Annotated in this window: 11 protein-coding genes; 10 read left to right on the forward strand and 1 reads right to left on the reverse strand. The window is 55.9% G+C overall.

Going from position 1 to position 12,588, the window contains the following annotated elements:
• Positions 1 to 27 precede the first annotated feature (27 nt).
• The 5 genes from H1S06_RS10130 to H1S06_RS10150 all read left to right on the forward strand — a co-directional run bounded on the left by H1S06_RS10130 (position 28) and on the right by H1S06_RS10150 (position 5,762).
• A complete protein-coding gene (locus tag H1S06_RS10130; RefSeq protein WP_181739787.1) occupies positions 28 to 1,227 on the forward strand; it encodes an ABC transporter substrate-binding protein in 1,200 nt (399 codons plus the stop codon).
• A gap of 107 nt (positions 1,228 to 1,334) precedes the next feature.
• Entirely contained in the window at positions 1,335 to 2,222 is an 888-nt protein-coding gene (locus tag H1S06_RS10135; protein WP_181739789.1) for a branched-chain amino acid ABC transporter permease, read from the forward strand.
• A gap of 10 nt (positions 2,223 to 2,232) precedes the next feature.
• Positions 2,233 to 3,159 (forward strand): branched-chain amino acid ABC transporter permease, encoded by a 927-nt coding sequence (locus tag H1S06_RS10140; RefSeq protein WP_181739792.1) that lies wholly within the window; start codon positions 2,233 to 2,235, stop codon positions 3,157 to 3,159.
• A 145-nt stretch (positions 3,160 to 3,304) separates the two neighbouring features.
• On the forward strand, positions 3,305 to 4,390 hold the full coding sequence (gene hemH / locus H1S06_RS10145; protein WP_181739794.1) for a ferrochelatase: 1,086 nt from the start codon (positions 3,305 to 3,307) through the stop codon (positions 4,388 to 4,390).
• An 88-nt stretch (positions 4,391 to 4,478) separates the two neighbouring features.
• Positions 4,479 to 5,762 (forward strand): sensor domain-containing diguanylate cyclase, encoded by a 1,284-nt coding sequence (locus H1S06_RS10150; RefSeq protein WP_181739796.1) that lies wholly within the window; start codon positions 4,479 to 4,481, stop codon positions 5,760 to 5,762.
• On the opposite strand, the gene H1S06_RS10155 is transcribed toward H1S06_RS10150, so the two are convergent.
• Entirely contained in the window at positions 5,747 to 6,655 is a 909-nt protein-coding gene (locus tag H1S06_RS10155; RefSeq protein ID WP_181739798.1) for an AraC family transcriptional regulator, read from the reverse strand. The genes H1S06_RS10150 and H1S06_RS10155 overlap by 16 nt on opposite strands.
• Positions 6,656 to 6,860: 205 nt before the next feature.
• Between H1S06_RS10155 and H1S06_RS10160 the strand changes: the two genes are divergently transcribed.
• The 5 genes from H1S06_RS10160 to mmsB all read left to right on the forward strand — a co-directional run bounded on the left by H1S06_RS10160 (position 6,861) and on the right by mmsB (position 12,505).
• Positions 6,861 to 8,354, forward strand: coding sequence for a CoA-acylating methylmalonate-semialdehyde dehydrogenase (locus tag H1S06_RS10160; protein ID WP_181739800.1), 1,494 nt, complete (start codon positions 6,861 to 6,863; stop codon positions 8,352 to 8,354).
• Between the two features lie 86 nt (positions 8,355 to 8,440).
• Positions 8,441 to 9,595 (forward strand): acyl-CoA dehydrogenase family protein, encoded by a 1,155-nt coding sequence (locus H1S06_RS10165; protein ID WP_181739802.1) that lies wholly within the window; start codon positions 8,441 to 8,443, stop codon positions 9,593 to 9,595.
• A 38-nt stretch (positions 9,596 to 9,633) separates the two neighbouring features.
• Positions 9,634 to 10,410, forward strand: a complete 777-nt coding sequence (locus H1S06_RS10170) for an enoyl-CoA hydratase (RefSeq protein WP_181739804.1) — start codon at positions 9,634 to 9,636, stop codon at positions 10,408 to 10,410.
• Between the two features lie 12 nt (positions 10,411 to 10,422).
• Positions 10,423 to 11,520 carry an enoyl-CoA hydratase/isomerase family protein gene (locus H1S06_RS10175; protein WP_181739806.1) on the forward strand — a complete coding sequence of 366 codons (1,098 nt, stop codon included), beginning with the start codon at positions 10,423 to 10,425 and terminating at the stop codon, positions 11,518 to 11,520.
• A 91-nt stretch (positions 11,521 to 11,611) separates the two neighbouring features.
• A complete protein-coding gene (gene mmsB / locus H1S06_RS10180) occupies positions 11,612 to 12,505 on the forward strand; it encodes a 3-hydroxyisobutyrate dehydrogenase (protein ID WP_181739808.1) in 894 nt (297 codons plus the stop codon).
• Positions 12,506 to 12,588: the final 83 nt, after the last annotated feature.

Below are 12,588 nucleotides of genomic sequence, written 5' to 3' on the forward strand. Positions count from 1 at the left end.
ATAAAAATGCTCGACAGGAGAGTACTGATGAAAATGATGAAGAAAACCCTGCTGGCTGCATCCGTGGCCGCTCTCGCTTCTTCCGCTGCTATGGCCGATATATCGGACGGCAAGCTCAAAATTGGCGTGCTGGCGGATATGGGCGGTGTGTATGCCGATATCTGTGGCCAGGGCTGTGTGACGGCAACGGAAATGGCGGTCGAGGACTTTGGTGGCAAGGTGCTGGGGATGCCGATTGAGGTGATCAGTGCCGATGACCAGCTGAAGCCGGATGTGGGATCTGCCATCGTCCGCAAATGGGTGGAAGATGAGCAGGTGGATGTGGTCGGAGGGCTGGTGTCTTCGGCGGTTGTCGGTGCAGCGACCAAGGTACTGACTGATGCCAAGAAAATCGCGCTGATTTCGACAGCGGCTTCCAACGCGTTCACGACCAAGCAATGCTCGCCGTACAATGTTCACTGGACCTATAACGTGGCGGCCCTGGCGAACGGTACGGTTCAGCCCATGGTGGATGCCGGTAATAAAAAATGGTTCTTCATTACGGCGGACTACGCTTTTGGTCATGCGCTGGAAGATGTCGCGACCAAGGTAATCAAGGAAAACGGTGGTGAGGTTGTCGGCGTTGCCCGAGCCCCACTGAGTACCACTGACTTCTCATCCTATATTCTTCAGGCGCAGTCGTCCGGTGCGGATGTAGTGGCTTTGGCGAATGCCGGTAATGATACCGTGAATGCACTGAAGGCGGCTTCCGAGTTCGGGCTGACGGAGATGATGAGTGTGGCCGGCCTGCTGGTGTTTACGCCGAACGCGCAGGCGATGGATCCGAATGTAGCGGGTGGCATGCGTACCACTACCGGTTTTTACTGGGACCTGGATGAGCAGACTCGTGAGTGGAGCAAGCGTTTCATGGAACGTCACGGTTCCATCCCGGCTATGGGGCATGCTGGTGCTTACTCCATGACTATGCATTACCTGAAAGCGGTTGAAGCGGCCGGTACGGATGACTCGGATGCAGTCATCAAGAAAATGAAGGAAATGAAACCGGATGATTTCTTCTCCCGCAACGCGACGCTGCGTGCGGACGGCCGAATGGTACACGACATGTATTATGTTGAGATCAAAAAGCCGGAAGAACGTCGTGACGGCGATGACATCTTCAAAGTCCTCAGCGTTATTCCGGGCGACAAGGCGTACGCGCCGATCCTGCCCGAGTGCAACTTCAAATAACAATAAGCGTTAAACCGCTGTGACGGGTCCCGCCGCTGTCGAGGTATGACAGCGGTGCGGGAACCGCCGTCCGAAAGGGGCGGCAGGCGGGGGAGTGGGACAAGGCTATGGCGACATTTCTAGGCATTAACCTGTTTGGCTTGTTCGGCCAGCTACTGGTCGGGCTGATTAACGGATCTTTTTATGCATTGCTCAGTTTGGGCCTGGCGATCATTTTCGGCTTGCTGAAGATTATCAACTTTGCGCAAGGAGCTATGTATATGCTGGGGGCCTTCTCGGCCTGGCTGGCACTGAGTTATCTGGGGATCAACTACTGGGCGGCGCTGATACTGGTGCCCTTGGCGGTAGGTTTTGTCGGCGTACTGATGGAGCGCTTTCTGATTCGCCCGATCGCCAACGAGGATCACTTGTACAGCCTGTTGCTGACCTTTGGTCTGGCGCTGATGGTGCAGGGGTTCTTTACGCATGTGTATGGTTCATCCGGCCAATCCTATGCCATTCCCGAGGCCTTACGTGGCGGTACCAAGTTACCGTTCATGTATCTGCCGGACTACCGTGCCTGGATTATCCTGGCATCCGTGGTGGTCTGTGGCCTGACCTGGTGGATGATCGAAAAAACCAAGCTGGGCGCTTACTTGCGTGCGGGTACCGAGAATCCCCAGTTGATGCAGGCCTTCGGCATTAACGTGCCTCTGATCGTGACGCTGACATTCGGTTTTGGCGTCGGGCTGGCCGGGCTGGCTGGTGTTATGGCGGCCCCCATCTATTCGGTATCACCCGATATGGGATCTAACCTGTTGATCGTGGTGTTCGCCATTGTGGTGATCGGTGGCATGGGGTCGATCGGCGGTGCCATTCTTACCGGGCTGGGGATGGGCGTCATTGAAGGGCTGACCAAGTATTTTTACCCAGAGGCTTCCAATACGGTGATCTTTCTGGTCATGGTGATCGTGTTGCTGCTTAAGCCAGCCGGTCTGTTCGGCAAGGAAGCCTGAGGAGAAAAGTATGAAAATCAATAAACTTTATCTGGTTTTGCTATTGTTGGCTCTGGTTGCTCCCTTTTTCTTGTACCCGGTGTTTCTGGCCAAACTGCTGTGCTTTGCGCTCTTTGCCTGTGCATTCAACTTGATGCTGGGCTACGTCGGGCTGTTGTCATTTGGACATGCCGCCTTTTTGGGAACCGGCGGTTATGTCACGGGCTGGCTGATGATGAATTCGGGGCTGACGCCCGAGCTGGCGATTTTGTTGGGCACCTTGACAGCCGGGGCACTGGGGGCACTGTACGGTAAGCTGTCGGTCAAGCGTGAAGGCATTTATTTCGCGATGGTGACCCTGGCTCTGTCTCAGTTGGTGTTTTTCATCTATCTGCAGGCTCCCTTCACCGGTGGTGAGGATGGTATGCAGGGCGTGCCGCGTGGCAAGTTGTTTGGTGTTATCGATCTGTCCGACAACATCAGCATGTACTATTTCGTGCTGGCGATCTTCCTGTTCGGGTTTTGGCTGATTCATCGCACGGTTCATTCTCCCTTTGGACAGGTGCTGAAAGCCATTCGTGAAAATGAGCCACGGGCGACCTCGCTGGGTTATAACGTCAACGACTATAAGTGGGTGGCCTTTACCATTTCAGCTGCGCTGGCAGGGCTGGCCGGTTCCACCAAGACGCTGGTGTTCCAGCTGGCATCGCTGACGGATGTTCATTGGCACATGTCCGGTGAAGTGGTGTTGATGACGCTGGTCGGAGGGGTCGGTACCATCCTGGGACCTGTTGTTGGGGCGGGGGTGATCGTTACGATGCAGAATTACCTGTCCAGTGGTGAGCTGGGCAACTATCTGCACATTATTATGGGGCTGATTTTCGTGATCTGCGTGCTGGCCTTCCGCAGCGGGATCGTGGGAGAGTTGCAGAAGGTCTGGAAACGCAATTTCGGCTAAGGATTTATCGTCGAGCCATTCGCCTGCCGGAGATGCCCCCGGCGGGCGTTTTTTGTTTGTTTTTCATGAAGGCTTGGCCCCCGTTGTGGGATCAACTAGGATGCGCCACAGGGATAATAGTGTCTGATTCGGATGAGGAGTGATAATGGCATTTCGCGGGGTCGAGGATTTTAATCACAGTCAGCAGGATTTGACCGGTGTACTGGTAACGAATCTGGGAACACCGGATGCTCCGACAACATCGGCATTGCGGCGTTATCTGAAAGAGTTTCTCTGGGACCCACGAGTAGTTGAAGTCCCGCGCCCCATCTGGTGGTGCATTCTCAATGGTGTCATTTTGAATATCCGCCCGCGCCGCTCTGCTGCTGCCTATCGCGGCATCTGGACCGAAGCGGGCTCTCCGTTGATGTTTCACACCCGGGAGCAGGCGCGTCAGCTCGATGATCGGCTGCAGCAGCGGTTCGGGGGGCAGGTGCGAGTCGAGTTCGCCATGCGTTATGGCAATCCCTCCATCGGCAGTGCCATTGAGCGCTTGCAGCAGGCCGGTGTGCGACGCTTGCTGGTGGTGCCCTTATACCCCCAGTACTCTGGCGCCACAACGGCTTCCACATTTGATGCGGTGGCGGAAGATTTCCGGCAACGTCGCTGGTTGCCCGAGTTGCGCATGGTAAACCACTATCATGACTTTCCGGCATATATTGAGGCCCTGGCCGCCTCCGTAGAGGCACACTGGCAGCACAGTGGACGAGCGGACAGGTTGCTCATGTCATATCATGGCGTGCCCGAACGCTACCTGCGCAAGGGGGACCCGTATTTCTGTGAATGCCACAAAACCAGCCGCTTGCTGGCCGAGCGTCTGGGGTTGGCCGATGATGAGTGGTTGACCACATTCCAGTCTCGATTTGGTCGGGAGGAATGGTTGAAACCCTACACGGATGCAACCCTCAAATCGCTGCCTGGTCAGGGAGTGAAGTCGGTGCAGATGATATGCCCCGGGTTTTCGGCGGATTGTCTGGAAACCATTGAGGAAATCGGTGAGGAAAATCGTGACTATTTCCTCGAATCCGGAGGGGAGCGTTACGAGTATATTCCGGCACTGAATGCGGAGCCCCTGCATATTGATGCGCTGGAGCAGCTGATCATGACCCATTTACAGGGCTGGTTGCTGGATGAGGTCGTCGATGGCAAGGTACGTCAAAGCCTTGCTCAGGCTCAAGGGGCCACGCAATAGTCGCACAATTGTCTTCCCATCTGCCAGCGAGGGATTAAACTGCGGTGAACCACTGCTGAGTGAATGTCAGGCAAGGAGCCCTGTGTAAATGGATTTGGCGCGACAGCTGTTTTATCTTCCCGACGCCGTTTTGGTGATTGACCCCGAAACGGCCGCCATCATTGATGCGAATGAGCGTGCCTGTGAGGATATGCGGGTGTCGCGTGCCGAGCTGACGGCCATGACGGTGGTGCAGATTCAGGAGGATGTGGAAGATCTTGAGCATTGGCGTTCGCTGCTGGACACTGTGCGCCGGCAGCCGGGCTATTTGTTTACCGGTCACCACCGACGCCCGGACAATAGCCTTTATCCGGTTGAAGTAAGCTCCAATCTGCTGGTGAACAGTGGCCGAGAATACCTGATTTCAGTGGCCCGAGACATCAGCAGTCGTTTTGACGGGATGAATCGTCGTCGGAGCTATGAGGCTGAGGAGTGGCAGGGTCTGCACGATATTGCCGAGGGTGTATGGGAGTGGGAACTGGCCACGGGGATGCTGTATTTCAGCAAGGGCCTCAAGCGCCTGTTGGGATATGGGCCCGAGGAAATGCGGCCCTGCATGGAGAGCTGGAAGGACATTATTCATCCCGAAGACACGCCGCGGGTGCTTCGGGTGCTGGATGAGCATCTCAGAGGTGTGCGGCATCTGTATGAAGCTGAGTACCGTTTGCGCAACCGCAATGGTCATTATCTCTGGATTCGTGACCGTGGCCAGGTGCGCATACGCTCGTCCGATCAGCAACCGTTGCAGATGGTTGGCCTGGTCAACAATATCACCGATTTGAAGCTGATGGAGCAGGAGCTTCAGCGGCAGGCGGATTTCGATGTACTGACCGGCCTGATGAACAGGCGTCGGGGTGAAGCCTGTGTCGAGCATCAATTAGCGCTGATGCGGCGCCAGGGGGGGCAGCTCGGGTTATGTGTGATTGATCTTGACGACTTCAAACAGATCAATGACATGCACGGTCATCTGGCGGGTGACCAGGCCTTGCGCCGAGTGGCGGATTATATCGTGAATTTTGTGCGTCGCTCCGATCTGCTGTTTCGCTGGGGCGGCGAAGAGTTTGTGCTGGCCTGTCCGGATACAGGTATCGAAGGGATGCAGGAGCTGGTTACCAAGCTTTGTCGTGGCATCGCGTGCCTGACGTTTGAAGGCCGTTTGGCAGGTTATCGATTGACCATTAGCGCAGGCGTTGCCGTTTTCCCCGATCATGCCGAAGACTTGGTCAATCTGACGGCTCGTGCCGATTCGGCACTGTATCAGGCCAAACAACAGGGCAAAAACCGGATGGTGTTGCATGAGGCCCCGCTGTCAGGAACTCAGTCGGCCGTATAGGATGAGCGCCCCATCCTAATGGCGCGGTATTGGCTGGGTGAAATCCCCATCGTTTTACGGAAGATGCGTGAAAAATAGTAGGCATCTTCATAGCCCACGGCCCAGGCAATTTCCTTTACGCCCTTGTTCGTGACATCCAGCAGATGGCAGGCCCGCTCGATCTTCATTTGGATGAAGTGGTTGATCGGAGTACTGCCGGTCAATGCCTTGTATTTCTTGATGAAGTGGAATTTTGACAGGCTCACGGCTGCAGCCAGTGTGTCGACGTCAATCTGTTCATGCAGGCGTGCCTGCATCAGGCTGTGTATTTTTTCCAGATCCAGGGTGTCATCCTGCTGTAGGCTGGCCAAAGGTCGAAGCAGCGCAATATGTGTCATTAATTGTCGCAGCTGGTTGGCGCTGTGGAGGTAGGACTCAAGATGATGACGTGCCTGTCGGGTGTCCAGCAAAGCCTCGAAATCCGCTACCAGGCGAGAGTGAATTCCCAGGCGTAACAGCGGCGACTGGGGTGCCAGATTCAGCTGGTCGACGAAGTTCTGGCTGAGTGAACCGTCAAAATGAATCCAGTAAATGCTCCAGGGGTTCTTCTGCTCAGTCCAGTAATGATGAGGCGTTCCTCTCGGTAATACCAGCAGGTCACCAGGCCTTATTATGCGGCGTTTATTGCGTGCGCCAAATTCCACCCGCCCGCTGCCTTCCAGACAATAGATCAGCAGGAAATCGTCGTGCTGCTCCCGCTCCATCTCATGGCCTCGGGCCAACTGGTAATAACCGATTCCCAATGGATACAGCTGCTCACTCAGCGGGTGCTCGGCGAGCCGGGAGACCATACGTCGTGGCAGCACGAAGCGGATGCTTTCGGGCAGGAGTGGCCAGCTGGAGGGGGAGCTCATATGTCACTCAGACCTTGGTGGTAGATGTTTCAGTGAAAACCCTTAGTGTTAAGCAATATAGTCCATCATCTGAGCAACATTATCAATCCTGAGTATACGGGGGCTGTGTTACAAAATGGTCATACAGATGACGTTGACGTAAACGAATAGCCATTAGGGCTGATACGCATAACAACAAAAATTGACGACAGTGAAGGTGAAACGAATGACTCAGCATGTACCACTCATGATCGGTGGCGAATTTGTCCAGAGTGAAACCGCTCAGTGGTTGCCGGTGACCAATCCCGCGACCCAGGATGTACTGGCCCAGGTGCCCTGTGCCACGGAGGAAGAGGTCGAGCGTGCGGTGGAATCCGCCAAAGCGGCATTCGAAACCTGGAAGGAAACGTCTGTTGGTGACCGTGCGCGTTTGATGCTGCGTTACCAGGCGTTGCTGAAGGAGCATCATGACGAGCTGGCTGAACTGCTGGCGCAGGAAACCGGCAAGACTTTCGATGATGCCAAAGGTGATGTATGGCGCGGTATTGAGGTGGTGGAGCATGCCTGTAATATCGCCTCCCTGAGTATGGGGGAAACGGTCGAGAATGTGGCCCGCAAAATCGACTGCTACAGCATCACCCAGCCACTGGGTGTATGTGTCGGTATTACGCCGTTCAACTTCCCGGCCATGATTCCGCTGTGGATGTTCCCGATGGCTATTGCCTGCGGCAACACCTTTGTCCTGAAACCTTCCGAACAAGACCCTCTGACACCCATGCGTCTGGCTGAACTGTTCAAGGAAGCGGGCGCTCCCGATGGTGTACTTCAGGTGCTTCACGGTACCAAGGATGTCGTCAATCAGCTGCTGACGCACAAGGATACACCGGCTATTTCATTCGTCGGTTCCGTTAACGTGGGTGAGCACATCTACCGCACCGGTACCGATCATATGAAGCGTGTTCAGGCTTTTGCCGGCGCCAAGAACCATATGGTTGTCATGCCGGATGCGTCGAAAAACCAGGTTATCAACAACATTGCCGGTGCGTCTGTGGGGGCCGGTGGTCAGCGTTGCATGGCGATTTCGGTTGCCGTATTTGTGGGCGAGTCGCGCGAATGGATTCCGGAAGTGCGTGATGCCCTGGCCAAAGTTCGCCCGGGCGTCTGGAATGATCCCGAAGCCGCATACGGTCCGTTAATCAATCCGCAGGCCAAAGAACGCGTGCTGCGCCTGATCCAGGAAGGCAAGGATGCGGGTGCGGATTGCATGCTGGACGGTACCGAGTGTGTGGTTGATGGGTATCCGGACGGCAACTGGGTAGGGCCGACCATGTTCAGCAATGTGACGCGTGACATGTCGATTTATCAGGAGGAAATCTTCGGGCCGGTGCTGATCGCGCTGGAGGTGGATACTATCGAGGAGGCGATCGCCCTGATCAACGAGAACCCCTATGGTAACGGAACCTCCATCTTTACGTCGTCCGGTGCAGCTGCACGCAAGTACCAGCACGAAATCAAGGTGGGGCAGGTGGGTATCAACGTACCGGTTCCGGTGCCGCTGCCGATGTTCTCCTTCACCGGCTGGCGCAAGTCCTTCTATGGTGATCAGCACGCCTACGGCAAGCAGGCTGTGAAATTCTACACTGAAACCAAAACCGTTACGGCACGCTGGTTTGAAGACGATATTGCCAGCGGTCCGAATATGACCATCCAGTTGAAATAAAACGCTGATTGAATAAATAAAAGCCGTGGCTGTCGCTGTAGTGATGGCCACGGCGATAACTATAAAAAGCGTGTCCGAGGTATGGAATGGATTTTGAACTGAATGAAGATCAGACCGCCTTTGCCGATATGGCGAGGGCGTTTGCTCAAAACGAGTTGGAGCCCAATGCAGCCGAATGGGATCAGGAGGCAATTTTTCCCATTGATGTGCTGCAGAAAGCCGGTGAACTGGGATTCTGCTCCCTGTACACGCCAGAAGAGGTGGGTGGTCTGGGGCTGAGTCGCCTTGATGCCAGTATCATTTTTGAACAGCTGGCGATGGGTTGCACCTCTACCACGGCCTATATCACCATCCACAATATGGTGAGCTGGATGGTGGCGAGTTTCGGTGGTCCCGCTGTGATCGAGCAGTGGGGTGAGGGGCTGGCCAGTGGCCAGATGCTGGGTTCCTACTGCCTGACTGAACCCAATGCAGGTTCCGATGCGGCATCCCTGAAAACCACGGCCCGCCTTGAGGGCGACCATTATGTCCTCAATGGCAGCAAGATTTTCATTTCCGGCGCAGGCAGCACCGACGTGCTGGTGGTAATGGCGCGTACCGGCGGTGAAGGTGCTGCCGGCATTTCGGCGTTTGCCGTAGATGCCAAGGCTGACGGCATCAGCTACGGCCGCAAGGAAGACAAGATGGGCTGGAACTGCCAGCCGACCCGCATGATTACCTTCGAAGACGTGCGTGTACCGGCTGAAAACCTGCTGGCACAGGAAGGTGAAGGCTTCAAGATCGCCATGAAGGGTCTGGACGGCGGTCGTATCAACATCGCCACCTGCTCCGTGGGCACCGCTCAGCAGGCGCTGAACAAGGCTACCGAGTACATGCTGGAGCGCAAGCAGTTCGGCAAGCGCCTGGCCGATTTCCAAGCGTTGCAATTCCGTCTTGCGGACATGCAGACCGAACTGGTTGCTGCCCGTCAGATGGTGCGCCTGGCTGCCAGTAAACTGGACAACGGCCATGCTGATGCCACCACATACTGTGCCATGGCCAAACGTTTCGCCACGGATGTGTGCTACAACATCTGCGACGAAGCACTGCAGTTGTATGGCGGTAACGGCTATATCAAGGAATACCCGATGGAGCGTTATCTGCGCGATACCCGCGTGCATCGTATTCTGGAAGGCACCAACGAAGTCATGCGCCTGATTATCTCCCGCCGTGTTTTGGCGGAAGGTGCGGCCGAGCTGTAAGCCGATTGACGAGATAAGAGTTTAAGGAGAGCAGGGAAATGTCTGAACCGATTCGAGTAGAAAAGCGTGGTCATGTTGCACTGCTGACCATGAACAACCCGCCGGCCAACACCTGGACCGCAGATAGCCTCAAGGCACTGGTCAGTATTGTTGAAGAACTGAATGCAGATCGCGATATCTGGAGTCTGGTATTGACCGGTGAAGGCGAAAAGTTTTTCTCGGCCGGTGCTGATCTGAAATTGTTTGCCGATGGTGATCGAGCGGTTGCCGGTGATATGGCGCGCCTGTTTGGTGAAGCCTTTGAAACCTTGAGCTGTTTCCGTGGTGTCTCCATTGCGGCCGTGAACGGCTTCGCCATGGGTGGTGGCCTGGAAGTGGCGCTGGCCTGTGACCTGCGTGTGGCTGAAGCTCAGGCGCAGATGGCACTGCCGGAAGCAAAAGTCGGCCTGCTGCCCTGTGCAGGCGGTACCCAGAATCTGACCTGGCTGGTCGGCGAAGGCTGGGCCAAGCGCATGATTCTGTGTGGCGAGCGTGTCAAGGCTGACAAGGCGCTGGAAATCGGTCTGGTGGAGGAAGTGGTCGAGCAGGGGCAGGCACTGGAGCGTGCATTGCAGCTGGCTGAGCAGGTAGGCGAGCAGAGTCCCTCCGCCGTTGCGGCTTGTAAGACGCTGATCCAGTCCGGTCGTAGCCGGCCGCTGGACCAGGGGTACATCATCGAGCGCGAACTCTTCGTGGACCTGTTCCATACCGAAGACCAGCGTGAAGGGGTTAATGCCTTCCTTGAGAAGCGCAAGGCTGAATGGAAGAACCGTTAACAGGAGTCTGACATGAGCTGTGTACTCTTTACCGAACACGCGACCAAGGATGGCCAGATTATTGGTGAAATCCGTCTCAATGCGGAGAAATCACTGAATGCGCTGACGCTGGAAATGATCGATCTGATCCAGCCCAAACTGGATGCTTGGCGCGACGACAGCAATGTGGTTGCAGTCCTGCTCGACAGTGCCGGTGACAAGGCGTTTTGTGCAGGCGGTGATATCGTCAACTTGTACAAATCCATGGTTGCCAACGACAGCGATTTCCCGGAGCAGTTCTTCACCCGTGAGTATCGCCTGGACTATTCGCTGCACACCTATCCCAAGCCGGTGATCTGCTGGGGCAGTGGCATTGTCATGGGCGGCGGCATGGGTCTGATGAATGGCTGCAGTCATCGTGTCGTGACCGAAACCTCACATCTGGCCATGCCGGAAGTGACCATCGGCCTGTACCCGGATGTGGGCGGCAGCTGGTTCCTCAACCGTATGCCAGGTGGCACCGGCCTGTTCCTGGGGTTGACGGGTAATCCGATCAATGCGGCTGACGCCCTGTATCTGGGCCTGGCTGACCGGGCGGTTAAGGCGGATATGCGCGAAGGCATGTTGCAGCGCCTGCAGAGCGAGCACTGGGGCGATGATGCCGGTGGTGTTGTCAGTCGTGTGCTGCGCGAACTTGAAGATGAGTCCCGCGCTACGTTCGACGAGATGGTCGCACCGATTCGGGCGCACGAAGCGCTGATCCGTGAAGTGACTGACCATGACTCTGTTGAAGAGATGGTGGAAGCGCTGCAGGCGATTGAATCGGATGACAAGTGGGTCAAGCGTGCTCAGAAGGCGATCACACACGGTAGCCCGCTGTCACTGAAATTAATTCACGAGCAGTTGCGTCGCTGTCGTCACATGTCACTGCGCGAGGTGTTCCAGAATGAGCTGGTGCTGTCCGTGCAGTGTTGTCGCCACCGAGAGCTTCAGGAAGGGGTGCGAGCCTTGTTGATCGACAAGGATGGCAAGCCACAGTGGACGTTCTCGGTTGTTGATGAGGTGGAAGACGAATTCCTCAGCGGCTTGTTTGAATCACCCTGGGCAGCACATCCGCTGGCTGACCTTTAACAGTCAGTTCTGAGACGGGCAGAGGTGGGCCTGCGAGGCCTGCCGATACACACTTACGACTTACAGCATAATAAAAACAAGGATACTCATTATGGCGACTATCGCATTCATCGGTCTGGGTAACATGGGCGGCCCCATGGCAGCCAATCTGGCCAAGGCCGGTCATACCGTAAAAGCGTTCGACCTTTCTCCCAAGGCATTGGAAACCGCAGCCGAGCAGGGCTGCCAGGTTGCCGAAAGTGCTCAGCATGCGGCCACCGGTGCGGATTTCGTGATCTCCATGTTGCCGGCTGGTAAACACGTCCAGGGCCTGTATGTGACCGGTGAACAACCCCTGTTCGATTTGCTGGGTAACGATGCTCTGGTCATCGACTGCTCGACTATCGATGCCGAAACCGCGCGCAGCGTGGCTGCTGCCGGTGCCGAAAAAGGCGTTGGCTTTATCGATGCACCGGTATCCGGCGGTGTAGGTGGTGCTCAGGCGGGCACGCTGACCTTTATCGTCGGCGGTACCGATGCCCAGTTCCAGAAGGCGCAGCCGATTCTGGAATGCATGGGCAAGAATATCTTTCACGCCGGTGATCACGGTGCCGGGCAGATCGCCAAGGTCTGCAACAACATGCTGCTGGGCATTCTGATGGCCGGTACCTGTGAAGCACTGAACATGGGTGTCAAGAACGGCCTGGACCCGAAAGTCCTGTCGGACATCATGAAGCAGAGCTCAGGCAACAACTGGGCGCTGCAGGTGTATAACCCGGTTCCGGGTGTGATGGATGGCGTTCCGGCTTCACGTGACTACCAGGGCGGTTTCCAGGTTGATCTGATGTTCAAGGATCTGGGACTGGCCATGGAAGTGAGTCAGCAGAGCGCGTCGGCGACACCAATGGGATCTGCCGCACGTGCGCTGTTCAATCTGCATAAGGCGGCTGGTCACGGCAGTCTGGACTTTTCCAGCTTGATCAAGCTGTATCAGGACGCGGAATAAAAATTATTGGCCATATATGGCCGTGCCTTGGGGCGGCACCCGAGGGTGCCGCTCACGCATAAAAAAAATAAAATGAGGTGGAG

Origin of the sequence: Marinobacterium marinum, assembly GCF_013868415.1 — a bacterium.
GTDB classification, from domain to species: Bacteria; Pseudomonadota; Gammaproteobacteria; order Pseudomonadales; family Balneatricaceae; genus Marinobacterium; species Marinobacterium marinum.

Coding starts and splice junctions, on each gene's coding strand:
- H1S06_RS10160 (WP_181739800.1), top strand. CDS start 6,861: ATGACTCAGCATGTACCACTCATGATCGGTGGCGAATTTGTCCAGAGT.
- H1S06_RS10140 (WP_181739792.1), top strand. CDS start 2,233: ATGAAAATCAATAAACTTTATCTGGTTTTGCTATTGTTGGCTCTGGTT.
- H1S06_RS10175 (WP_181739806.1), top strand. CDS start 10,423: ATGAGCTGTGTACTCTTTACCGAACACGCGACCAAGGATGGCCAGATT.
- mmsB (WP_181739808.1), top strand. CDS start 11,612: ATGGCGACTATCGCATTCATCGGTCTGGGTAACATGGGCGGCCCCATG.
- H1S06_RS10165 (WP_181739802.1), top strand. CDS start 8,441: ATGGATTTTGAACTGAATGAAGATCAGACCGCCTTTGCCGATATGGCG.
- H1S06_RS10135 (WP_181739789.1), top strand. CDS start 1,335: ATGGCGACATTTCTAGGCATTAACCTGTTTGGCTTGTTCGGCCAGCTA.
- H1S06_RS10170 (WP_181739804.1), top strand. CDS start 9,634: ATGTCTGAACCGATTCGAGTAGAAAAGCGTGGTCATGTTGCACTGCTG.
- H1S06_RS10150 (WP_181739796.1), top strand. CDS start 4,479: ATGGATTTGGCGCGACAGCTGTTTTATCTTCCCGACGCCGTTTTGGTG.
- H1S06_RS10130 (WP_181739787.1), top strand. CDS start 28: ATGAAAATGATGAAGAAAACCCTGCTGGCTGCATCCGTGGCCGCTCTC.
- hemH (WP_181739794.1), top strand. CDS start 3,305: ATGGCATTTCGCGGGGTCGAGGATTTTAATCACAGTCAGCAGGATTTG.
- H1S06_RS10155 (WP_181739798.1), bottom strand. CDS start 6,655: ATGAGCTCCCCCTCCAGCTGGCCACTCCTGCCCGAAAGCATCCGCTTC.